At 36.8% G+C, this 24,406-nt stretch carries 24 protein-coding genes and 1 riboswitch; of the genes, 23 read left to right on the top strand and 1 reads right to left on the bottom strand.

Annotated features, from left to right (window positions below; translation table 11 throughout):
* Positions 1–12: 12 nt before the first annotated feature.
* The 14 genes from megL (at position 13) to LY60_RS04755 (ending at position 12,037) form a co-directional block, all read left to right on the top strand.
* The gene (megL, locus tag LY60_RS04820) at positions 13–1,212 is read left to right on the top strand and encodes a methionine gamma-lyase (protein ID WP_019227850.1); all 1,200 of its coding nucleotides are present in this window, start codon (positions 13–15) and stop codon (positions 1,210–1,212) included.
* A 317-nt stretch (positions 1,213–1,529) separates the two neighbouring features.
* Positions 1,530–1,646: riboswitch (molybdenum cofactor riboswitch) on the top strand.
* Positions 1,647–1,686: 40 nt separating this feature from the next.
* Positions 1,687–2,583 carry an ABC transporter substrate-binding protein gene (locus LY60_RS04815; protein ID WP_145080714.1) on the top strand — a complete coding sequence of 299 codons (897 nt, stop codon included), beginning with the start codon at positions 1,687–1,689 and terminating at the stop codon, positions 2,581–2,583.
* 14 nt (positions 2,584–2,597) lie between these two features.
* On the top strand, positions 2,598–3,266 hold the full coding sequence (locus tag LY60_RS04810) for an ABC transporter permease (protein WP_246145367.1): 669 nt from the start codon (positions 2,598–2,600) through the stop codon (positions 3,264–3,266).
* A 2-nt stretch (positions 3,267–3,268) separates the two neighbouring features.
* A complete protein-coding gene (locus LY60_RS04805; protein WP_145080711.1) occupies positions 3,269–3,961 on the top strand; it encodes an ATP-binding cassette domain-containing protein in 693 nt (230 codons plus the stop codon).
* Positions 3,962–3,975: 14 nt separating this feature from the next.
* Positions 3,976–4,464 (top strand): MogA/MoaB family molybdenum cofactor biosynthesis protein, encoded by a 489-nt coding sequence (locus tag LY60_RS04800; protein ID WP_145080708.1) that lies wholly within the window; start codon positions 3,976–3,978, stop codon positions 4,462–4,464.
* Positions 4,465–4,473: 9 nt separating this feature from the next.
* On the top strand, positions 4,474–5,700 hold the full coding sequence (locus tag LY60_RS04795) for a molybdopterin molybdotransferase MoeA (RefSeq protein ID WP_145080705.1): 1,227 nt from the start codon (positions 4,474–4,476) through the stop codon (positions 5,698–5,700).
* Positions 5,701–5,708: 8 nt separating this feature from the next.
* A complete protein-coding gene (locus LY60_RS04790) occupies positions 5,709–7,619 on the top strand; it encodes a molybdopterin biosynthesis protein (protein WP_425474220.1) in 1,911 nt (636 codons plus the stop codon).
* Between the two features lie 4 nt (positions 7,620–7,623).
* Positions 7,624–8,580: a GTP 3',8-cyclase MoaA gene (gene moaA, locus LY60_RS04785; RefSeq protein WP_145080700.1), complete on the top strand. Its 957-nt coding sequence runs from the start codon at positions 7,624–7,626 to the stop codon at positions 8,578–8,580.
* A gap of 1 nt (position 8,581) precedes the next feature.
* Positions 8,582–9,055, top strand: coding sequence for a cyclic pyranopterin monophosphate synthase MoaC (moaC, locus tag LY60_RS04780; RefSeq protein WP_145080698.1), 474 nt, complete (start codon positions 8,582–8,584; stop codon positions 9,053–9,055).
* A gap of 18 nt (positions 9,056–9,073) precedes the next feature.
* Positions 9,074–9,505, top strand: coding sequence for an MOSC domain-containing protein (locus LY60_RS04775; RefSeq protein WP_019227841.1), 432 nt, complete (start codon positions 9,074–9,076; stop codon positions 9,503–9,505).
* A gap of 67 nt (positions 9,506–9,572) precedes the next feature.
* Positions 9,573–9,758, top strand: coding sequence for a hypothetical protein (locus LY60_RS04770; protein ID WP_019227840.1), 186 nt, complete (start codon positions 9,573–9,575; stop codon positions 9,756–9,758).
* 88 nt (positions 9,759–9,846) lie between these two features.
* Entirely contained in the window at positions 9,847–10,035 is a 189-nt protein-coding gene (locus tag LY60_RS04765) for a ferredoxin (RefSeq protein WP_019227839.1), read from the top strand.
* Positions 10,036–10,149: 114 nt separating this feature from the next.
* The gene (locus LY60_RS04760; RefSeq protein WP_145080695.1) at positions 10,150–11,076 is read left to right on the top strand and encodes a BadF/BadG/BcrA/BcrD ATPase family protein; all 927 of its coding nucleotides are present in this window, start codon (positions 10,150–10,152) and stop codon (positions 11,074–11,076) included.
* Positions 11,054–12,037, top strand: coding sequence for an MBL fold metallo-hydrolase (locus tag LY60_RS04755; RefSeq protein WP_145080692.1), 984 nt, complete (start codon positions 11,054–11,056; stop codon positions 12,035–12,037). Before LY60_RS04760 ends, LY60_RS04755 begins: the two co-directional genes overlap by 23 nt.
* A gap of 22 nt (positions 12,038–12,059) precedes the next feature.
* Here the strand turns inward: LY60_RS04755 and LY60_RS04750 are convergent, their stop codons facing one another.
* Positions 12,060–12,869 carry a TIGR00266 family protein gene (locus LY60_RS04750; RefSeq protein WP_019227836.1) on the bottom strand — a complete coding sequence of 270 codons (810 nt, stop codon included), beginning with the start codon at positions 12,867–12,869 and terminating at the stop codon, positions 12,060–12,062.
* A gap of 184 nt (positions 12,870–13,053) precedes the next feature.
* Here LY60_RS04750 and LY60_RS04745 point away from each other — a divergent pair, with 184 nt between their 5' ends.
* The 9 genes from LY60_RS04745 to LY60_RS04705 all read left to right on the top strand — a co-directional run bounded on the left by LY60_RS04745 (position 13,054) and on the right by LY60_RS04705 (position 24,271).
* Entirely contained in the window at positions 13,054–13,902 is an 849-nt protein-coding gene (locus tag LY60_RS04745) for a tRNA 2-thiocytidine biosynthesis TtcA family protein (RefSeq protein WP_145080689.1), read from the top strand.
* Between the two features lie 99 nt (positions 13,903–14,001).
* Positions 14,002–14,472 (top strand): ferritin family protein, encoded by a 471-nt coding sequence (locus tag LY60_RS04740; RefSeq protein ID WP_145080686.1) that lies wholly within the window; start codon positions 14,002–14,004, stop codon positions 14,470–14,472.
* Between the two features lie 97 nt (positions 14,473–14,569).
* The gene (locus tag LY60_RS04735; protein WP_212633446.1) at positions 14,570–15,415 is read left to right on the top strand and encodes a 4Fe-4S binding protein; all 846 of its coding nucleotides are present in this window, start codon (positions 14,570–14,572) and stop codon (positions 15,413–15,415) included.
* Positions 15,405–16,142: a hypothetical protein gene (locus LY60_RS04730; RefSeq protein ID WP_145080680.1), complete on the top strand. Its 738-nt coding sequence runs from the start codon at positions 15,405–15,407 to the stop codon at positions 16,140–16,142. The genes LY60_RS04735 and LY60_RS04730 overlap by 11 nt, the downstream gene beginning before the upstream one ends.
* Positions 16,143–16,410: 268 nt before the next feature.
* Positions 16,411–17,163, top strand: coding sequence for a hypothetical protein (locus LY60_RS04725; protein ID WP_145080677.1), 753 nt, complete (start codon positions 16,411–16,413; stop codon positions 17,161–17,163).
* A gap of 320 nt (positions 17,164–17,483) precedes the next feature.
* Complete coding sequence (locus tag LY60_RS04720) at positions 17,484–18,182, top strand: response regulator transcription factor (protein WP_145080675.1); 699 nt, start codon at positions 17,484–17,486, stop codon at positions 18,180–18,182.
* Positions 18,157–19,968: a sensor histidine kinase gene (locus LY60_RS04715; protein ID WP_145080672.1), complete on the top strand. Its 1,812-nt coding sequence runs from the start codon at positions 18,157–18,159 to the stop codon at positions 19,966–19,968. Before LY60_RS04720 ends, LY60_RS04715 begins: the two co-directional genes overlap by 26 nt.
* A gap of 232 nt (positions 19,969–20,200) precedes the next feature.
* Positions 20,201–22,246 carry a thioredoxin domain-containing protein gene (locus tag LY60_RS04710; RefSeq protein WP_145080669.1) on the top strand — a complete coding sequence of 682 codons (2,046 nt, stop codon included), beginning with the start codon at positions 20,201–20,203 and terminating at the stop codon, positions 22,244–22,246.
* 321 nt (positions 22,247–22,567) lie between these two features.
* The gene (locus LY60_RS04705) at positions 22,568–24,271 is read left to right on the top strand and encodes a sigma-54 interaction domain-containing protein (RefSeq protein WP_145080666.1); all 1,704 of its coding nucleotides are present in this window, start codon (positions 22,568–22,570) and stop codon (positions 24,269–24,271) included.
* The last annotated feature ends 135 nt before the right edge of the window (positions 24,272–24,406 follow it).

Below are 24,406 nucleotides of genomic sequence, written 5' to 3'. Positions count from 1 at the left end.
AGGAGGATTCAAATGAATAAGGAAAAGTTAAGCAAGATGAAATTTTCTACAAGAGCTGTGCATGCAGGCTACAGGAAAAATGAATACGGAGCATTGGCTACACCTATTTATCAGACATCAACCTTTATATTTGACTCAGCAGAGCAGGGAGGAAGAAGATTTGCTTTGGAAGAAGACGGATATATTTATACTCGTCTTGGCAATCCAACAAGCTCACAGGTTGAAGACAAACTGGCAAGTCTTGAAAATGCTGAGGCTGCTGTTGCCATGGGTTCAGGCATGGGAGCCATAACTTCTGTAATCTGGGCTATAGTAAAGGGCGGAGATCACATAGTAGCAGCTAAGACACTGTACGGCTGCACATTTGCATTTTTAAATCACGGTCTTCCTAAATTTGGAATTGAAGTAACATTTGTAGATACTTCTGATCCTGAAAATGTAAGAAAAGCAATGAAAGAAAACACAAAGGTGGTATATCTTGAAAGTCCTGCAAATCCAAACATGCTCATATCAGACATAGAGGAAATTTCAAAAATTGCTCATGAAAAAGAAGGCTGCATGGTTGTTGTTGACAACACATACTGCACACCATACATTCAAAGACCTATTGATCTAGGTGCAGATGTTGTTGTTCATTCTGCAACAAAATATTTAAACGGACACGGAGATGTAATAGCAGGCTTTGCTGCAGGAACTCAGGAATTCATAAACCAGGTTAGATTTGTTGGAATAAAAGATATGACAGGTTCAGTAATAAGCCCATTTGATTCATACCTTATAAACAGAGGAATGAAGACTCTTGAAATCAGAATGGAAAAACACTGCCAGAACGCACAGAAGGTTGCAGAGTTTCTTGAAGATCATCCTGCTGTTGTATCAATTGCTTATCCTGGACTTAAAAGCTTCCCTCAGTATGAACTTGCAAAAAAACAAATGTCACTGCCGGGAGCAATGATTGCATTTGAAGTAAAGGGAGGGCTTGAAGCCGGAAGAATTCTCATGAATTCTGTTGAACTTTGTTCGCTTGCTGTAAGCCTTGGAGATACTGAAACATTAATACAGCATCCTGCTTCCATGACACATTCTCCATACACTCCTGAAGAAAGAGCTGCATCCGGAATTTCCGAAGGTTTAGTCAGACTTTCTGTAGGGCTTGAAGATGCTGGGGATATAATTGATGATTTAAAACAGGCTCTTGACAAATTACTGTAAAAAAGTTGCTCCGTAAACTCCGCTAGGGGGACCTCTGTCCCCCGACCGCGTTAAAACGCATACGCGTTTTAACTGAGCACCCCCCTTAAGGTTAAGGACGTCCGACATGCATTCCGCGTTTTTATATACTATGAAAGAGAACTTCATAGTATGTAAAAAAATTTTCAAACAAATGAATTTTTATTAAGCATTAAAAATAGGCTCACGAGTGGCTTTCAGCTGCCGGAGCCGTTTTTTTTTTGTTAATAATGCGTCGTTGTAGTGAATAAATTAATTAATATAAGTTGACATTTGGCGTCTTTCTATATAAAATTAAATAGATGAGTTATCTCCGAGTTTACGTATCTAAAGCTTTTGCCATGAGACGTAAACCGACAGGGTTTATTTGGAAACGAATGAGCCTCCCATTGGAAAGGAGAATGCCAAAGCATTTCTCTTTTCGTATACTATTATATGAAAGGGGTTTTTTTATTTATGAAGAAAACTAAAACAAAACAAATTTTAGCGCTTTTGCTTTCATTGACACTTGTATTTTCAATGACTGCATGTGCTAAAACAGAAAAGCCTGAGACGGAACAACCATCACAGGAAACACCGGCAGAAGAACCTGCAGCGCCAGCTGAAGAAAGAAGCTTCATACTTGCTACTACAACAAGCACACAGGATTCAGGACTTTTAGATTATCTGCTGCCAATTTTCAAAGAAAAAACAGGCATAACAGTCAACGTTGTGGCTAAGGGAACAGGTGCTGCACTTGAGCTTGCCAAAAACGGCGACGCAGACGGTGTGCTGGTACATGCCAAAGCTCAGGAAGAGGCATTTATTGCCGAAGGTTTTGCAAAAGAAAGATTTGATGTAATGTACAATGACTTCATCATTGTAGGACCAGAATCTGACCCTGCAAAACTTCTTGCAAATGCTCCTAATGATCCTATTAAGGCTTTTGAACTTCTTGCTGAAACAAAATCAACATTTATTTCAAGAGGAGACGAATCAGGCACTCATACAAAGGAAAAAGGTTACTGGAAAGAACTTAACATCACTCCTGAAGGAGAATGGTATGTTTCTGCAGGAACAGGAATGGGAGCAGTGCTTCAGATGGCTGATGAAAAGCAGGGCTACACTCTTACAGACAGGGCAACTTATCTTTCAATGAAGGACAAACTTGGTCTTGTTATAGTAACAGAAAAGAATGACAAAATGTACAACCAATATGGTGTTATGATGGTAAATCCTGAAAAATATCCTGTTAAAGAGACAGAAGTTCAGGAATTCATTGACTTCTTGCTTTCAAAAGAAGGACAGGACCTCATAGCAGGATTCGGCAAGGAAGAATTCGGCGAATCATTGTTTGTACCAAATGCAAAATAATAAAGGGTGAAATAATGTTTGAATTTATGAGAGAATTTTTAACTACATACAACGACTTGTTGCCCGTAATAGCACTTTCCTTGAAAGTGTCCGTTACATCAGCATTTATTGCTTCTATTCTGGGACTTACATCAGGTATATTTGTTGCACTTCATGAATTCAAATTGAAAAAGACTGTCATGAGGGTGGCTAACACCCTCATGAGTCTGCCTCCGGTACTCATCGGACTGCTGGTATACATGATGCTGTCAAGGAAAGGTCCTCTTGGAAGCTTTGGACTTTTGTTTTCACCTTCGGCCATGATAGTTTCACAATCGCTGCTTGTATTTCCAATAATATTCGGACTTACGGTTACATCAATTCAAGAGGCGGCAAAAGATATTGAGTTAACGTGTATATCTCTTGGTGCAGATAAAAAAAGCACATTTATGACAATTATAAGCGAATGCAGACTTCAGATTTTTTCAGTTATAACAGCGGGCTTCGGAAGGGCCATATCCGAGGTTGGAGCAGTAATGATGGTGGGAGGAAACATAAAGGATAAAACAAGGGTTATGACAACATACATTGCTCTTGAAACTGGCAAAGGTAATTTTGAAGAAGCGGTTGCCATAGGTTTTGTACTTCTTTTTATATCATTTTTGGTTAATACAATTTTATACAGGATGCAAAGGAGGGAATAATCGTGCATGTGAAAGTTGAAAATGCAGTTAAAGATTATGGCTCAAGCCGTGTCCTGGATATTGAAAGTATTGAATTCAAAAAAGGCATTTATGTTATTCTAGGTTCAAACGGCAGCGGAAAAAGCACCCTCATAAGCTGCATTGCAGGATTAAATGAATTAAATAGCGGAAACATTTTTTATGACGGGAAAAAAATGGACTTTGCAATAAGAAATTCCATATGCATACAGGTGCAAAAACCATATCTTTTCAATAAATCATCCTATGAAAATATAGTAAGCGGACTAAAGTTCAGAAAATCGTCCAGAGAAGAAATTGAAACAAGATATAATAAATACAAAGATTATTTTGAAATCGAAGAGCTCTTAAGTAAAAAATCATGGTGGCTGTCAGGAGGAGAAAGGGCAAAAATTGCACTTTTAAGGACTGCAGTGCTTGAAACGGAAATGACGCTCCTTGATGAACCAACAGCAGCCATGGATATAGAAAGTTCCATGAGAGCTGAAAATCTCATAAAGGATATGGCAAAAGACAACAGGACGGTAATATTGGTCACACACGACGTATATCAGGCAAAAAGAATTGCTAATCATGTCATATTTATGGATAAGGGCAGAATAATAGAAATGGGAAGCATGGAACATGTGCTTAACAATCCAACAAATAAACTGGTAAAACAAATTTTAAACATATGATCACGGAGGGTATCATGATAAGAACAGGTATTTTAACAATAAGTGACAAAGGATCCAGAGGAGAAAGAATTGACGGAACAGGACCAGCAATAAAGGAAAAAATTGAAGGCGATAAATATAAAGTTGAATATTACAAGGTTGTACCCGATGAAATAGATATAATAGCAAAAGAACTTATTTACATGTGCGATGAACTAAATCTTGATTTGATTCTCACAAACGGAGGAACAGGTTTTTCAAAAAGAGACGTTACTCCGGAAGCAACATTGATGGTTATAAAAAAGCATACTCCTGGCATATGTGAAGCCATGAGACAAATGTCTCTTTCTATAACACCAAAGGCAATGCTTTCAAGGGCAATTGCAGGAATAAGAGACAACACTCTCATAATAAATCTTCCGGGAAGTCCCAGGGGAGCAGTTGAAAATCTGGAATTTGTTCTTCCGGCCCTTCCTCACGGAATCGAAATATTAAACGGCACCGGGGGAGAATGCGCAAGATAGGAGGCAGCCATGGATTTGTTCAATGTTTTGACAGTTAAAGATACAAGAGAGTTAATAGATGAAAATTTCAGCCTGGAGCTTGAAGGAGAAATGGTTAATCTTCACGAGGCAGCAGGAAGAATATTAAAAAGTGATGTTATTGCTCCTGAAAATGTGCCTAACTTCAGAAGATCTACAGTAGACGGCTATGCGGTTTTTTCAAGAGATGTGTATGGAGCAAGTGAATCAATGCAGTCCATGCTGGACCTTAAGGGAGAAGTGCTTATGGGTCATGAGGCTCAGGGCAAAATAAGTATTCCCGGACAATGCTACTATGTACCAACAGGAGGAATGCTGCCTGAAGGGGCAGATTCCGTCATTATGATAGAATATACGGAAAAGCTTGATGAAACAACAATACTTGCATCTAAATCAGCTTCTCCGGGAGAAAATACAGTCGATATAGGAGAAGACATAAAAAAAGGCGAAGCAGTTATAAAAAGCGGAACAAAAATTCGCGCCTACGAGGTGGGAGTTTTATCAAGCCTTGGAATAACAAGCGTCGAAGTGATGAAAAGACCAAGGGTTGGAATTATTTCAACCGGAGATGAGGTTGTAAATCCTGAAGAAAAAATCAATCCAGGACAAATAAGGGACATAAACACATATCTTTTGTATTCGCTTCTTGAAGAAAGCGGCTGTACACCCATAAAATACGGACTAATAAGGGATGACTATGATCTCTTAAAAAGTACTGTTGAAAAAGCGGTATCAGAGTGTGACATTGTGCTCATGTCCGGTGGAAGTTCCGTAGGTAAAAAGGATAATACCGTAAATGTAATAAATGACCTTGGAGATGAGGGAGTACTGGTTCACGGAATTTCCGTGAAACCCGGAAAGCCTACAATAATAGGTAAATCTAAAGGTAAAATAATTTTCGGCCTTCCCGGACATCCTCTGGCATGTGCTGTAATTTTTCAGGTTATGGTCAAATATTACATTGAAAAAATTACAAAGCATAATGACAAGGTATATCCGGTATCATGTAAGTTTAAAATCAATTATCACAAAGCTAAAGGAAGGGAAGAATATCTTCCTGTAGACATAGAAGAAAATGAACAAGGGCTTACAGCTTCTCCGGTGTTTGGAAAGTCCGGGCTTATAACAGGCTTTTCAAAAGCGTGGGGATATATAAGAATCGAAAGAAATGAAGAAGGATTAAAAGAAGGCCAGTCAGTTGCTGTGTACAAGTTTTAGGAGGAATTATGCAAAAGGTATATTTGTCAAATTATGAGCTGGAAGAAGCTCTTAACATTTATTTTAACAAAATAGGAAATCTGAACGCCGAAACTGAAACGGTAAAAACGTGGGATGCAAACGGCAGAGTCACAGTAAGCGCTGTTTTTGCGAAGATTTCTTCTCCTCACTACAATTCATCGGCAATGGATGGTATAGCTGCAAAAAGTGAAAGAACAGTACTGGCTTCCGACAGAAACCATGTTGTCCTTACAGAAGGCGAAGATTACATTGTTGTTGATACGGGAGATCCCATTCCCAGAGAATTTGACTGCGTGATAATGGTTGAAGACTTAATCAGCGCCGGAGAAAACAAATATGAAATTTACCAGAGCGCTGTTCCATGGCAGAACATCAGGCCTCTTGGAGAAGACATAGTGGAAAATCAACTTATTGTTCCTTCAAAACACAAAATAAGACCCGTTGACATAGGTGCCCTTATTGCCGGAGGAATCAATGAAGTTGAAGTGTTCAAAAGACCAAGGGTTGGAATAATACCAACAGGAACTGAGATTGTTGAGCCTGGAACAGAGCTAAAGGTTGGAGACATAATAGATTTCAACTCAAGAACATTTTCTGCCCAGGTAAGCGACTGGGGAGGAATTCCAAAGAGATACGACATCGTTATTGATGATTACGAGAAAATCAAATTGGCAGTAATAAAAGCAAATCAGGAAAATGACATTGTGTTAATAAATGCAGGCTCATCTGCAGGAAGAGAAGATTTCACTTCATCTGTCATAAGTGAACTGGGAGATCTTGTAATCCATGGAGTTGCCATAAAACCGGGAAAACCGGTGATGCTTGGTGTAATTCACAACAAGCCTATAATTGGAATACCTGGTTATCCTGTTTCAGCATATTTTGTAATGGAAGAAATAGCAAAACGATTAATTTTAAAATATCAGGGCCTTGAAGCTGACGAGTTAAAGAAAGTAGAGGCAAGATTGACAAGAAGATGTATGTCATCCTTGAAATATCTTGAATTTGTGAGAGTAAAGCTTGGGTACGTGGGGGGAAGTTATGTGGCCACTCCTTTGACAAGGGGAGCCGGAGCAACTATGTCTTTGGTAAACGCCGACGGCGTTCTTGAAATAGACCAGGATGTGGAAGGAATTGAAGCCGGAACAACTGTCCAGGTTAAACTTCTTAACAACGAAGAAAATATCAAAAACACACTCATTAGCATAGGAAGCCACGACCCTATAATTGATATAGCATCTGACATACTTCACAGAAGAAACAAAAAATATTTTCTTTCTTCAACAAATGTTGGAAGCACAGGCGGTCTCATGGCCTTAAAAACCGGAGAAACACATATTGCACCAACACATCTTTTAGACATGGAAACCGGTGAATACAATTTGTCGTACTTGAAAAAATATCTTCCCGGAAAAAACATATGTCTTGTAAAATGTGTAAACAGAATTCAAGGTTTTATGGTTAAGAAGGGTAATCCGAAAAACATAAACACATTTGAAGATTTAACAAAACAAGATGTTAAATTCGTAAACAGGCAGAGAGGTTCAGGAACAAGGTTGCTTCTGGATTACAATTTAAACAAGCTTGGAATTGATCCTAAAAACATAAACGGATATTTCAGGGAAGAATTCAATCACTTGGCCGTTGCTGCTGCTGTTGAAGCAGGTGATGCGGATGCAGGTCTTGGTGTTTATTCGGCAGCAACAATGATGGGGCTTGACTTCATACCTGTGTGCAACGAAGAATACGACCTGGCCATACCGGAAGAATACATGGATACTGAAATTATAAAAGAATTTATAGAAACAATAAAATCAAATGAATTCAAGGCAAAACTGGATGAACTGGGAGGATACGACTACTCAGATACAGGCAGGATAATCTATCAGAGGAGCTGATCAAATGCTTGATAAAAAAGGCAGAACAATTGATTATTTAAGAGTTTCATTGACCGACAGGTGCAATTTGCGATGCATTTACTGCATGCCGGAAGAAGGTGTTGACAAGAAATGTCACCAGGACATAATGCGTTTTGAGCAAATTGAAAAAATAATTACAGCATGTGCAGCAATAGGCATAAAAAAAGTGAGATTTACCGGAGGAGAGCCCCTCATATTAAAGGGTATCGATAAACTCATAGCCCATACAGCATCCATGCCTTCAATAAAAGATATTTCTCTTACAACAAACGGAATGCTACTTTCAGATATGGCAGAAGATTTAAAAAAAGCAGGACTGAGAAGGGTTAATATAAGTCTTGACACTTTAAATGCTGATAAATTCAGGGAAGTAACAAGACTTGGAGACATAAACAAAGTCATGTCAGCCATAGATAAGTGTATGAGCCTGGACATGGTTCCTGTAAAAATAAACACGGTGCTCATGAAGGGCGTAAATGATGATGAAATAGGAGACTTCATAAATCTGACAAAGGAATATCCAATCCAGATAAGATTTATTGAACTTATGCCCATCGGAGAAGGTTACAAATATTTTGACAAGTGTAGCATGAAGGTTGAGGAAATTCTTGAAAGATTTCCGGAGCTGGTACAAATTAAGGATGACAGCAAAGTTGCTTCTGTTTACAAAATGCCGGGAGCCAAAGGTTCCGTAGGACTCATAAGCCCCATAAGCTGCAAGTTCTGTTCGGAATGCAACAGAATTAGATTAACGTCTGTTGGAACTATTAAGCCTTGTTTGCACTCCTCAGAAGAAATCAATCTGTTACCATATGTTGATGACCAGGAAAAACTTATTGAGACTATAACAAATGCAGTCTACAACAAACCTGAAGAGCATCATCTGGAAACAGACAAAAAGAGCCACTCTGAAAAAATGATGTACCAGGTAGGAGGTTAACATGGAACTAACACACATAAACGAGCAAGGCAGAGCAAAAATGGTGGATGTGAGCGATAAAAAGGAAACACCAAGAGAAGCTGTTGCATATGCTTGCATCCACATGAAAAGAGAAACCCTAGAAAGAATAAAGGAAGGCACAATTGCAAAAGGAGACGTTCTTTCTGTGGCTCAGGTTGCAGGTATAATGGGAGCAAAGAAAACATCAGACATAATACCAATGTGCCACCCAATAATGATGACTGGATGCGATATAAACTTTTCACTTGATTTTGAAAACAACAAGGTAGAAATTACAGCAACGGCAAGGACTGTAGGGCAGACGGGTATAGAAATGGAATCACTGTGTGCTGTATCCATAGCCGCTCTTACAATTTATGATATGTGCAAAGCAATAGACAGGGAAATGACAGTATCAGATGTCATGCTTATGAAAAAATCCGGCGGAAAATCCGGAACATTTGAAAGATATTAATTATTAACGAGGTGGAATATGGCAAAAGTAGTAGCAGTAAATATAAGCGCAACAAAAGGTGTTATTAAAGAACCAATAGAAAAAGGATATTTTGCATTCAATCACGGTCTTGAAGGAGATGCACATGCAGGAGACTGGCACAGACAGGTAAGCCTTCTTTCACAGGAAAGCATAGATAAAATGACTGCATCCGGAGCTGACAATTTAAGTGCAGGCAAATTTGCTGAAAATCTTACAACAGAAGGAATTGTTCTGTATGAACTTCCAATAGGCACAAAGCTTAAAATTGGTGAAACAGAAATGGAAGTAACTCAGATAGGGAAAGAATGTCACAAAGGCTGTGCCATAAGAGAGCTTGTTGGAGACTGCGTAATGCCTAGAGAAGGAATATTTACAAAAGTTCTTGTTCCGGGATGGATTAAGGCCGGAGATGAAATAACAATAATTTGAAAATTTTTTTGATTGCTTAAGTGCATAAATGTCATTAAAATCATCAAACTAATATAGAGGTGATATAATGGCTAAAGCAGGAATGAGAAGGCCGGATCCAAAAGATCCCCACGGCACAGAAAGCAATAAAATAACTCATTTTCCAAAAAACGAGCAGCCGCCGGTTCCTGAATTACAGGGAAAAGCAAAAGCAGGGCATGAAAAAGCCAAGCAGATAATCATCAATAAAATACATCACAAGGAACTTGAATAAAATTATATGAGGATGTATTATTTCGATTTATATGAGAAACATATAAGATGTAAATCAAAATGTCCTATATTGTTAAAGGAGGAGTAATATGAAAGCAATTGTTGACAGAGACGCATGCATCAGCTGCGGTCTTTGCGAATCACTTTGTCCGGATGTTTTCAAGCTAGATGACGAGAATATATCTGTTGTTATAGCAGATCCAGTACCTTCAGAATTTGAAGCTTGTGCTGAAGAATCTAAAGAATCATGCCCAACAAACGCTATTTTTATTGAATAAAAAATATTTAAAGGACTTTCCATGGGGAAGTCTTTTTTTTGCAGCTCAAAAATAAGTAGAAAGTTGGAAAATATATGCTATAATGTATAAAAAGGCTTAAGGCGGTGAAATCATATGAAGTACATAATTGGAATTGATGCCGGAGGAACTAAGTCTGAACTGATAGCTTATGATTTGGACTTCAGCCCTGTTTATTGTAAGACAGGAGGATTTGGAAACCCTGCAGTAAATCTAGATAAAACAGTAAATAATATAATTTCTTTGATTGGTGAATGTGTGACTGACCTTGGCCGTGAAGACTGTGTGTTTATAGCCATAGGTATGGCAGCAGTTGAAACAGGCAACTATGCACAGCTCATAAAAGAGTATGTTGAAAGGGCATTTGTTGTTGATGCTGTTGTGCTTAATGATGCTGAACTTGCCTGTAAGGCATATTTTGGTGAAAAAGACGGCATTCTTGCCATTGCCGGAACCGGCTCCTCATGTTATGTTCAAAAATCCGGAAAAGGACAAATGGTAGGAGGATGGAGCCACATCTTAGGAGATGAAGGCAGCGGGTATCACACAGTAATTGAAGTTTTTAAAAATATAGTAAACAAATACGACAAAGACATTCCTTTTGATAAATTGAGCAACTCAATGCTTGAGAAAATCGGAGGAACTTCCCGTTCAGACATTATGGATTTCATATACAGCAATGAAAAAAATACAATTGCATCATTATTCCCTGTGATCGTTGATTTTTCCATGCAGGGGGACAGATATGCTGTGGAGTTGCTTGAAAATGCAGGCAGACATCTCGCTGAACTCACATGCACTGCATACAAAAAAGCAGGTTTCAATGGCAACGTGACAATTGGCTTAAAAGGCGGTATATTTCACAACAGCTGTTTTATAGTATCTTCATACATAAATGAAATTCAAACATGTTTAAAGGACTTTGAAATTATAGGAGAAGATATATCCGCAACAAGGGGAGCGTGCAGCATATACAAACAAAATTATAATGGAGGAAAAATTGCACCAAAAAATTTACAGTGACCCTGATATTTACAGATTAGATATTCCTCTTCCAAACAATCCCTTGAGGAATCTAAACTGTTACATCATAAAAACTAATGAAAAAAATTTAATAATCGATACTGGATTTAACATGCCTGAGTGTTTGGAAGCAATGAAACAAGGTCTGGAAGAATTAGAAATAGACATTTATAAAACAGACATGTTCATTACTCACATGCATTCAGATCACACTGGACTTGTTCCCGACTTAATGAACGAAAATTCAACCATATACATGAGTGAAATTGATTATGAATATGTGAAGATGATACTTGAAAACTTCTGGTCCAAAAGTGATGAAAGCTACTTGATGGAAGGATTTACTGAGGAACAAATAGATTACTTAAAAAACACAAATCCTGCAAAAGTATACAATCCCGGCAGACTGTTCAAGGTTGTAACTGTAGGGGATCAGTCAAAATTCAAAATAGGCAGGTATGAATTCAAATGCATTTCAACACCTGGACACACACCTGGACACATGTGCCTTTATCTTGAAAAGGAAAAAATATTGTTTTCCGGAGATCATATTCTTTTTGACATTTCACCAAACATAACAAGATGGCCAAATGTGAAGAATTCTCTTGAAGATTATCTGAAAAGTCTGAAAAAGATAAAAAAGTTGAAAATAAATACAACACTTCCGGCACACAGAAAAAATGACATGAATGTGTATGACAGAATTAATAAGCTAATAGAACACCACAATGATAGGCTTAAAGAAACAATTGACATTTTAAGAAAAACACCCGGCATTAACGCATACGACATTGCAGGAAACATGAAGTGGTCATTGAAGGGGAAAGCGTGGGATGAGGCGCCTCTTCAGCAAAAATGGTTTGCAGTCGGAGAGGTTTTGGCACATCTTGACTACCTGGAAGAAGAAAAAAAAGTATTTAAGAAATATGAAGAAGGAAACTACATATACTATGCAAATTAAAAAGGTGCCTGAGCACCTTTTTTTAATCTTCTCCGAACAAATTTCCAATTCCTATGCTTCCAAGAAGGCTTCCTTCATTTTTTGAGCCTGAGCCTCCTGCCTTTCTGCTGGCAGTAAATATTCTGTCTGCCATTCTGCTGAACGGAAGAGACTGCAGCCATACAGTTCCCGGACCTCTCAGTGTTGCAAGGAATAATCCTTCTCCGCCGAACAATGCGCTTTTAACATTGCCTGCAAACTGAACATCATAATCAACTCCCTGAGTGAATGCAACAAGACAACCTGTATCAAGCTTCAGCATTTCGCCTGCTGCAAGTTCCTTCTTGATGATTGTTCCTCCGGCATGAAGAAATGCTAATCCGTCGCCTAAAAGCTTTTGCATGATAAAACCTTCGCCCCCGAAAAAGCCTGCTCCTATTTTCTTTTGAAATGCAATTGTAATTTCAATTCCCTTTGCTGAACAAAGATATGCATCCCTCTGGCATATGAGCTGTCCGCCGTATTCCATCAGTTCAACAGGTATTATTTTTCCGGGATAAGGTGCAGCAAAGGCTATTGCTTTTTTAACAGGGCTTGTGTTTGTGAATGTTGAAGTAAAAAGGTTTTCACCTGTAAGAACCTTTTTGCCAGCAGTTGCAAGTATTCCCTTAAAACCCTTTCCTTTGTCCTTGCCGCTTCCGTCACCAAAAACAGTGTCCATTTCAATGCTTTGATCCATGTACATCATGGCTCCTGGTTCAGCTACTATTGTTTCACCGTAGTCAAGACCAATTTCTACAAACTGAACGTCGTCTCCGAAAATTTGATAATCAACTTCATGAGCTTTTTGCATAATTCCCTCCTTTATTTTCCCCTTGAAAATTTATTAACAATAAATATATATTCAGCATAGCAAAAAATATATAAATATGCAATAAATTATTGAACTGGAAGAATAAATTATTTCTTGTATTATAATGTTTATGTTAATATAATATAAAGGCATTGAAAATTTATATTCGTAAAAGGATTAATAAATGGAAAAATTTGAAGAAGTAGAAAGAAGTATTATAAAGAAGTACAGAAAGACAATATGGTCTAAATTTATATCAGGAATAAAGGAATACAATTTAATCAAGGACGGCGACAAGATTGCAGTGTGCATATCCGGTGGCAAGGATTCCATGCTTATGGCAAAATGCATGCAGCAGCTTCAAAAATACAGCGAGATAAAGTTTGAAACTGAATACCTTGTAATGGATCCTGGTTATAACCCGGAAAACAGGCAGCGCATTATCGACAATGCAAAGCTTTTAAACATTCCCATAAGGATTTTTGATACGCAGATATTTAATATAGTTGAAAACATCGAGCAGACTCCATGTTATCTGTGTGCAAGAATGAGAAGAGGATATCTGTACAGAAATGCAAAGGAGCTTGGGTGCAACAAAATAGCCCTAGGTCATCATTTTGACGATGCCATAGAAACAGTCCTTATGAGCATGTTTTATGCAGCAGAAATCAAGACAATGATGCCAAAGCTTCACAGCACAAATTTTGAAGGAATGGAACTTATAAGACCCATGTACAAAATACATGAGGAAGACATAATCAGCTGGAGAAAACACAACGGTCTTCAGTTTATCCAGTGCGCGTGCCGATTTACTGAGCATTGCTCCATTGATGATGAAGGAACATCAAAAAGAGCCGAAATGAAAAATCTCATCAAAAAGATGAAGCTCATAAATCCCAATGTTGACACAAATATATTCAGAAGCATACACACAATCAATCTTGACACAATAATAGGTTACAAAAAAGACGGAGTACAGCACAGCTTCATGGATGATTACGACAATCCAAATGTAAATTTGCAGAAAGAATAAACGAAGATATTATCTTCGTTTTTATTTTACTGATTACTATAACTAACAATTGACAAAATTGTACATATAATAATAAAAAATGCAGTAAAGGAGATATATATGTACAATCCGTTTTATGAAAATCAAAGAGGTTTCGGTGGGATGAGGGGAATGTTCGGTATGCCGCCGGAAGCTGATGCTGCTTTAATAAATGATGTAATTAGAGCAATTATACTGGAAGTCTATGCTTATAATTTTTATGAAAATCTTGCAGAGCTTGCTCCAACAGATTATGAAAGAAATGTTATAAAATCCATACAAAATGATGAAGCAAGGCATTATCACTGGTTTAGTATGATATTGCAAAGGCTTGGGGGAGATCTTCCGGAGTTTCCTGCCGGAGTTATACCTTCTGATTTCACTGAAGGATTGAAAATTGCCATACAGGATGAACTAAATGCAGCGTCATTTTATCAGAACATTGCATACAATGCTCTGGACCATCAGATTCAAATGCATTTCATGCATGCATCCCACGATGAACAGCGCCACGCCTCATGGCTTCAGTATATTATGACAAATATGGCATAAATTTAAATCATGACTTTGTCATGATTTTTTTGTTTTTTTGCCATATTTTTGACACAAAATGCCTGTATAGTAATTTTAAATTATATGGGAGGTAATTATGAAAAAAAAGAATATTAGAATAGTGGTGCAGGTGTTTTTCTTTGCATTGATAGGACTCATATCCATCAATAAAACACTTGCTGAATCAGGAGGCGGCGTTACATTTTTATCTGATGCATCTCTTCACGCCCTGTGTCCTTTTGGAGGAGTAGTAACATTGTACAACTTGTTCACCCTTGGAACATTCATCAAAAAAATACACATGTCAGCAGTGATTTTGATGAGCATTATTTTTATTTTAGCAATTCTATTCGGACCTGTGTTCTGCGGCTGGGTTTGTCCTTTGGGAACTGTGGAGGAGTGGATTGGAAAGGCAGGAAGAAAGCTGTTTAAGAACAAGTACAACAATTTTGTACCAAAGAAACTGGACAGAATTTTGCGATACTTGAGATATATTGTTCTTATCTGGGTTGTTTATATGACTTCTGTTTCAGGGTATCTTTTATTTGACAAAATTGACCCTTACAATGCATTGTTTTCATTCTGGAGCGAAGAAGCAGCACCTTCGGCCATTATAGTGCTTGTTGTAACGTTAACTTTGTCCTTGTTTGTTGAAAGGCCATGGTGCAAGTATGCCTGTCCATATGGAGCGCTTCTTGGAATATCCAATAAATTCAGGATATTCAAAATCAAAAGAAATGAAAATACGTGTATTTCTTGTAAAAAATGCGGACACTCATGTCCTATGAACATAGAAGTATCAGCTGTGGAACAGGTTAACAATCTCCAGTGCATAAGCTGTCTTGAGTGCACCTCTGAAAGAAGCTGCCCCGTAGAAAACACTGTGAACATGCAGAACAACTCTTTCGCACCTGTGGGAAAGGAGAATGAAAATGAAAATTAACTTAAAAAATATGGGAATAACAATTATTGTTGTAATATTTACAGGAATATCAGCAACAATTGCAGCAGGAGTATGGACTACTGAATCGGACAAAATTCCGGCTACATACAAGACAGGAGAATTTAAAGGTGAATACAATCCTGAAGACATAAGAGGTTCCTACACATTCAAGGAAATATCTGATTTGTTTGGAATTGATCAGGATGTGCTTTACAAAGCATTTGGTCTTGAAAATCTTAACAACGAGGAATTGAAGTCAAAGGACCTGGAAGGACTGTATGCTGAAGCAGAAAATGAAATAGGAAACGGTTCGGTGCAGGTATTTGTAGCATTGTACAAAAATCTCCCCATTGTTTTAGAAGACACATACCTGCCGGAAAAGGCAGTTGAAATAATAATGGAAAACAACAAGAATCTCACTGAGGAGCAGATTTTATATCTTAAACAGCACACTGTAATCCTTCCTGAAATGAGTGGAAATAATTTAAATGAAGAAGACATGGAGCAGGCAGAAGAAATAAAAGATGAAACATACGAGGAAGAAAATTTTGTAAAAGGCACAACTACATTCAAACATGTTTTGGATGCAGGAATCACAAAAGAACAAATTAAGGAAATAATTGGAAGGGAAATGCCTTCTTCTAATATGGCAATTAAGGATTTTTGCCTGGAGGAAGGGTTGTCATTTTCTGAAGTTAAGACAAAATTAAATGATCTAATAAAATAAGATGCGCCGCATAAAATGCGGCTCAGACTATAAACAAACTCTGACGCTGTCATCCTGAACGATAGTGAAGGATCTCATCTTTAAATAAAATATGGATTCTTCGGGCTACGCCCTCAGAATGACAACGTCCAATATAAACCTTGTTATCAACTTGTTCCGCACAACAATGCGGCTTTTTTTCATGGGTCTATGCTTAGTATATAAAAGAATATTGAACAAAATATAATTTGATGATATATTTAATACAGCATGATTATTAGGAGATTTTATGAGAAGATTATTTAAGGAATATACAGAAGACAATGAAATAAATAATGAAGATGCCTTAGAATGGCTCTACATAGGTGATGAGCAAAATTTCAAGAAGCAGGTAACAATACGAGACTATTACCGCATAATTCTTGTAGACAATGCAGGAGAATTATCAGTTGATGATTTGAACAACATGCTCATTGAACTTAAGAATAGGGATGGAATGCTTGATTATGTTGATTATTATGATGAACTGGCAGAAATAATAAACGCTGAATATAGCCTTGAGCTTGAATTTTATGCAAGTTCTTATTATGAAGATCTGGACCACTTCAAACATGGAAACATTGTTTATGACATGGAAAAATGCTGCTTTGACCTTGCAGAAAATTGGGATGAAATAATGACTACATATTTGTACAAGGAAGAACATGGATATATTGCTGCCATTCAGGCTGAAATAATAGATGAAAATACTGAAAGCTCTTTTGCAGAAGTACACATCACAGAACTTGATGAAACAGAGGAGTTTGAAGATGAAGAAGACAGTGACAACGAATTTGTAGTTCTTGAAAAAAAGGTTATTGAAACCACAACCGTGAAAAAAATAATGGAAAATAAATATCTTATAGTTGTAACATCAAAACTTCCAGGACATCTTGACATGGCCGCAACAGCCAGTGAAAAAGAAATGATAGAATTTTTGGAAAATGAATGCATCATTGATATAGAAGGGTACATGGAAAAATTCAATACATTGGAAAAATAATAAAGTCCTGCAAATGCAGGATTTTTTATATACTAGGAAAGTTCTCTTTCCTAGTATATAAAAAACGGGGATTGCAAAGGGCGGGACGCCCTTGCCGTCAAGGGGGGTGCTCAGCAAAAAATACGTTAGTATTTTTTGCGCCGAAGGGGGACATAGGTCCCCCTAGCGGAGTTGCGGAGCAACTTTTTTAATTTAATTCCCACTGCGACATTGCTGTGTTATAATCATATGGTAATTAAGAAATTTGTAAGATTAGTGCCCGGCTAATTGTAAGTTTAATGAACTAGAATACAGTAAAGGCTTAAGAAAGGAGGATTTCTATGGATAATGCAAGAATACTTGTGGTTGATGATGACAGGGAAATTGCCAGAGCAATTGAGAAAAATCTGAAAATGGAAGGTTATGAAGTGGTCAAGGCATATAATGGACTTGAGGCGCTTGATGCTTTAGTGAACTCAAACATTCAGCTTATTTTGCTTGATGTAATGATGCCTAAGCTTGATGGGCTTTCAACCACAATGAAAATAAGAGAGAGCAAAAATATTCCAATTATCATCATATCTGCAAAATCAGATGACAGCGATAAAATACTGGGGCTTTCCATGGGTGCGGATGATTATATAACAAAACCATTTAATCCAGCGGAACTTGTTGCAAGAGTCAAAAGCCAGCTAAGAAGATATATGCACCTTGGATATATGGATGATGTGCGAAGTTCAAAAATCCAGGTTGGAGGATTGTGTCTTGATACTGATGCAAAGCAGCTTGAAGTTGATGGTGAGACAGTAAGGCTTACAGCAACTGAGTACAAAATACTTGAACTTCTCATGACCAACGCAGGAATGGTTTTTTCTGCAGAAAAAATATATGAGCGTGTGTGGAACGAGCCGGCATATTCTGTTGAAAACACGGTTATGGTACATATAAGGCGCATACGTGAAAAAATAGAAATCAATCCGAAGGAGCCTAACTATTTAAAGGTGGTGTGGGGCATTGGATATAAAATTGAAAAACATTAGCAGAAAAAAATCAACAAAGACAGCAGTATTTATTTTGACGGTTATATTGATAGTTTTAACCGTAGTGCAATTTCAGTTCGTTTCATACAACGACATAATTCCTGAATCGCTGATTATCAGGGAATACAGCCAGAGCGAATATTTCCTTACCCAAGAGGTGAGAAATGCCTGGTATGAAATAAATTCTGTGATGGAAAACAGAGGCGAAGTTCCAAAGTCAGCACATTATTACTATTTCATATCAGACGGAGAAAAAACATATTCAAATGTTGAAGGAAAAGATAAAAATTTCTTTAAGCAATTTGATAAGGCGTTTTATTCTTATGAAATGGGCACATGGACAATAGGAGAAAACACTAATCCTGGAGGCATAACAAAATTCTACGTCAGTGATGGATACACTATATACATCTCTTATCCTGACGAATTTATTAATGAAAAACAGCAGGAATGGGAAGAAAGCAGGAATATATTAGTACCATTTGCTGTGAGAGTCGGAGTTTTAGCAGTACTTATTTTAACTTCAATTATTTTTTTGATGGTTCAAACAGGTAAAAATCAGTTGGATGACGAAATACATTTAACAAAAATAGACAGCATATTCTCAGATGTTTTATTTTCATTTTTTATACCTCTGGCAGCCTTTTGGATTATCGGCATATCAAACTTATACTATTCGGGCATGAGCCATGTGAGACAAATGTATTCTGCTGTATGGATTGGTATAATTACAGCATTTATTTCAGTAATGTGCGGTATAATCTTATTGTCGCTTACAAGAAAAGCAAAGTCCGGAAGGCTTTTTAAGCACACAGTTGTGTACTTGGTGTTTTACAAAATTTATGATTTTTTCAAAAGTTTGTATGACGGGAGAATGTTTGAAAGGTATCCACTTACAAAGTCACTGTTTTACAGACAGCTGGTTTTCATTACCTCAAGCGCATTTCTTGTGTTCCTTACATTTTTGTTTTTCCTTTTATATGTTCCGTTGTTTTTGATTCCTCCTGTTGTGGAGATTGTCATAATTTATTGGTACATCAAAGGCAACAACAAAACATTTGAAGACATCAACAAAGGATTCAATGAAAGTCTGGGGGAGCAGATGAAAGCTGAGAGGATGAAAATTGCTCTGGTTACAAATGTGTCTCATGATTTGAAAACTCCTCTAACGTCAATTATAAGCTATGTGGATCTTTTGTCCAAGGAGGAAGACTTATCGGAAACAGTGCGTGATTATGTCAATGTTTTGTCTGAAAAATCAAACAGGCTTAAAAACATAGTTTCTGATTTGTTTGACCTTGCCAAAAGCACCAGCGGTGATATTCCGCTTGATATGGAAAGCCTTGACATAAAAAAGCTCATTGAACAGACTTTGGGTGACATGGAGGACGAAATAGAAAAATCAAATCTTCAGATAAAAACAAAGCTTCCTGAAAATTCTCTTAACATTTATTCTGATGGCAAGAAGCTGTATCGTGTTTTTCAAAATGTAATAGATAATGCTCTTAAATATGCCTTGCCAGGCACCAGAGTGTATGTGGAGCTTGAAGAAATTGACGGAAAAGCAGTTGCCAAAATTAAAAATACTGCAGGCTATGAAATGGAATTTACTGCTGAAGAAATTCTTCAAAGGTTCAGCCGAGGAGATAAATCAAGGACAACAGAAGGAAGCGGCCTTGGACTTTCCATAGCAGAAAGCTTCACAAATGTTTGCGGCGGAAAATTTAAGGTTGAAATAGACGGAGATTTGTTCAAGGTTCAAATAAGTTTCAACCTGGATAAATAATTACATCAATGAAAATGCCTTCAACAGTAATGAAGGCATTTTTCTGTATGAGAGAATAATTGCGTAAATATATCTGTATCTTGTTTCAGGATTATTATACATTTCTGAATCATACTTAATCACATATGTAATATAACTGGATTATTATGTAAAAAATAAAACTCTAAATATTTGGGAATGCTATTAATTGAAAATCAATTTATACTGAAACATAATAAAGAGGTGCGTAATTATGAAATTACATGTTCATGAAAAAACCAATAGATTGTTAAATGAAAAAAGCCCATACCTGCTGCAGCATGCATACAATCCTGTGGATTGGTATCCTTGGGGGGAAGAAGCATTTTCAAGAGCAAAGTCAGAAAATAAACCCATATTTTTAAGCATCGGTTATTCAACATGTCACTGGTGCCATGTTATGGAGCAAGAGTCCTTTGAGGATGATGAAGCAGCAAATTTACTGAACAAATATTTTGTTTCCATAAAGGTAGACAGGGAGGAAAGACCAGACATAGATGCTGTCTACATGAATGTGGTTCAAAGAATAAATGGAAGCGGAGGATGGCCTCTTACAATTATAATGACACCTGAGCAAAAACCTTTTTTTGCAGGAACATACATTCCGAAAAATTCAAGATACGGAATGACAGGTTTAATGGAACTCCTTAAGATAGTTGCAGATAAGTGGAAGCAAAATAAGGAAGAATTAATAAATTCAGGTAACAAAATAACGGAAATTATCAAGAATCTTGAAAAAGAAAGACTTGATAAAACAACACTGTCGAAAAAAACAGTAATGGAAGCTGCAAATCTATTGGAAGATAACTTTGATGAAGAATACGGCGGATTTTCAGGTAGGCCTAAATTTCCCCAGCCAAGTTATTTGCTATTTCTCATAAGTCTGTACACACTTGAAAAGGACGATGATATTCTTTATATGGTTGAAAAAACACTTGAAAGCATGTATAAAGGTGGTATTTTTGATCATGTAGGACGTGGATTTTCAAGATATTCCACAGATGAAAAATGGCTGGTGCCTCATTTCGAAAAAATGCTATATGACAATGCACTTCTTTCTTTATCATATACATATGCATATGAAGTTACAGGTATAAAGCTTTACAGGAATATAACTGAAAAGGTGCTTGATTATGTATTAGAAGAAATGACTGATTGTGAAGGAGGTTTTTATTCGGCTCAGGATGCTGACAGTGAAGGTGAAGAAGGCAAGTACTATGTATATACACCAGATGAAATTATAAAAATTCTTGGAAAAGATGACGGTTTATACTTCATTGATTATTACAACATATCCATGAAAGGAAATTTTGAAGGCAAAAATATACCTAATCTTATAGACAGGGATGATTATTATGAAACTGATGAAAAAATCGAAAAATTAAACAAGATTGTTTATGACTACAGAAAGAAAAGGACAAAACTTCACAAGGACGATAAAATTCTTGTATCATGGAACGGAATGATGATAGCAGCCATGGCAGTTGCTTTCAGGGTTTTAGGTAACGAAAAATATATTAATTCTGCAAAAAAATCTGTAAAGTTTGTAGAAAAATATCTTATAGACGGTGAAGACAATGTAGGCGTGAGATATAGAGATGGAGCAATTCTTGGAAACGGAACCCTTGAAGATTATTCAATGCTAGTGTGGGGTCTTATTGAGATGTACCAGGCAACATTTGAACTGAATTATTTAAAAAGAGCAGTGGCATTAAATGAAAAAATGATACAGTTGTTTTGGGATGACGAAGACGGTGGATTTTTTCTTGCAAGCAAGACTGGGGAAAGTTTGATTTACAATCCAAAAGAAACGTATGACGGAGCAGTTCCATCAGGTAATTCTGTTGCAGCGTACAATCTCATGAGATTGTCAAGAATTACAGGCAATAAGCATATTGAAGAATTATCAAGAGAACAGATAGACTTTCTATCATCAAGCATTGAAAATAATCCTGCAGGTCATACATTTGCGCTCCTTGCAGTATTATATGAAATATATCCTTCAATTGAGGCAGTGTGTCTTGCAATTGATGATGAAGATTTAAAAGAAATAAGAAAAAATTTAAAACATCTGCCCATTGTAAATACTTCGGTTGTAGCTGTAAAACAATCAGAGGCAGAAGAAACTTCAAATATAATTAAATATTTGAAGGATTATAATCTTAAGAATAATAAGCCCACTTATTATATATGTGAGAATAAAAACTGCACCCTTCCAATAAATGATATAGATGAACTTATAAAAAAGATTCGTGAATAGCCTAAACTCCTTTAGGCTATTGACAAACTCTGACGCTGTCATCCTGAACGATAGTGAATGATCTCATTTTTAGTGAAAAACTTGAGATTCTTCGTGCTACGCCCTCAGAATGACAACGTCAAATGTTCTTTGTCATCAACTTGAAACTCCTTCATAGGAGTTTTTATATTCTATTGATTTCATATTAAATGTAAAATTTGTGTAAAATAATTACAAAAAATATTTAATTTTTACAGTGACAATGTTTTCATGCAATTATATAATTATTATGGGATATTTAATTGTAAATGTTAATAAACAGCATTTGAAGGGTGGTGGAATATGACTGGTTTCAATGACTTTAACAAGATGTTGGACTTATTTAGCGATGGAATAATAATTACTGATAGTAAAAGTAATTTTATTGTTAACCGGCAATTTAAGAAATTATTCAACCTTGAAAGCGAAGGACCGGATGATGTAAAAAATATTTTAAAAATGTATGGTTTGTCGGGGGTACTTAAAACAGAGGATGTTTCTGTTAAGGAAATTGCTGTAGGGTTGAAAAAAATATCTGTAGAATCTTTCAGCCAATGCAATGGTGATGAAAGATATATGTTGACTGTTTTAAAGGAAATCATGGACAATGATGTAGACAGGACTGAAATTGAGGAACTAAGGCAAAGCCTCGGCGTAATGAAAGACATTCTTGACAATGCCTATCAAGGCATTGTGCTTGTCAATGAGGATGCTAAGATTATAAAATGGAACTATGAAAAGCTTTTTGGAATAAAGGAAGAAGATGTTCTCGGCAAATCAGTGGAGGATGTTATTGAAAATACAAGGCTTCACATGGTTGTCAAAACAGGAAATAAAGAATTGTACGACATACAAAGAATTCAGGGCCACGATATGATTGCCAGCAGAACTCCAATCATAAAGGACGGTCATATAATAGGAGCAGTTGGAACCGTGCTGTTCAAAGATGTTAAGGAAGTTAAGGATCTGGCAAGAAAAATCAAGGTTCTGGAAAACACTGTAAACATATACAAAAACGAAATTGGAAAAATGTATTGTGCCAACTACACGTTTGACCATATAATAGGGCAGAGTTCCAAAATGCTAAAAATCAAGGAAATAGCCATAAAGGCCGCTAACTCTTCTTCGACAATTCTCATTGAAGGTGAAAGCGGCACCGGCAAAGAATATTTTGCACATGCAATACATGATGCAAGCTTCAGAAGAAAAGCACCATTTGTGCGAATTAACTGTGCAGCCATTCCTCACGAACTATTGGAATCTGAATTGTTCGGTTATGAAGAAGGCTCCTTTACCGGAGCAAAGAAGGAAGGTAAAATTGGGAAGTTTGAACTGGCCAATGGCGGAACAGTACTTCTGGATGAAATAAGCTCCATGCCATTTAACATGCAGGCAAAATTGCTGAGGGTTCTTGAAGAAAGAGAATTTGAGAGAGTTGGCGGTCATACAGCAATAAGACTGGATATTAAGGTCATAGCTTGCACAAATGAAAAACTAAATAAACTTGTTGAGAAGGGGCTTTTCAGGCACGACTTATATTTCAGATTAAATGTTGTGGAAATAGAAATACCTCCCCTTAAAGAAAGGCTGGAAGACCTTGAGCTTTTATGTGAAGACATATTAAACAGACAACTTCAGTCTGTTGGACTTGAGCCAAAAAAATTAACAGAAAAATCGTTGCTTGCATTAAAACTATACAACTGGCCTGGAAATGTGAGAGAGCTTAGAAATGTTCTGGAAAGGGCAGCAAACATGTCATCAAATGTTTATATTGATTTAAACAATTTGCCGGACCACATAAGCAGTATGATTATGAGTGATGAAGAAGTTACTGACAAGAAGCAGCTTAAAGACAAGGTTGCAGAAATGGAAATAGACACAATTGTCAATGCCATAAAGATGTCAAACGGCAGCAGGACAGAAGCTGCCAAAAAGCTTGGTATACACCGTACAGCTTTGTACAAAAAATTATCATCCTATGGAATTGACATTAAAGGAATAGTGTAGAACAATTTCTACACTGAAAATATTCGTAGATTTTTTTCTACAGTGAAGTTTTGTTCTGATAAAAGAATAATTTGCTGATTATATTGAAATGGAAAATTATATGTAGACATGTGTCTACATTTTTTTTTGCTCTCA

The sequence above is a fragment of the Sedimentibacter saalensis genome (assembly GCF_007830175.1).
Taxonomy (GTDB): domain Bacteria; phylum Bacillota; class Clostridia; order Tissierellales; family Sedimentibacteraceae; genus Sedimentibacter; species Sedimentibacter saalensis.
The sequence above is the reverse complement of the archived record's forward strand: the minus strand, read 5'-3'. Positions and strand labels throughout refer to the sequence as shown.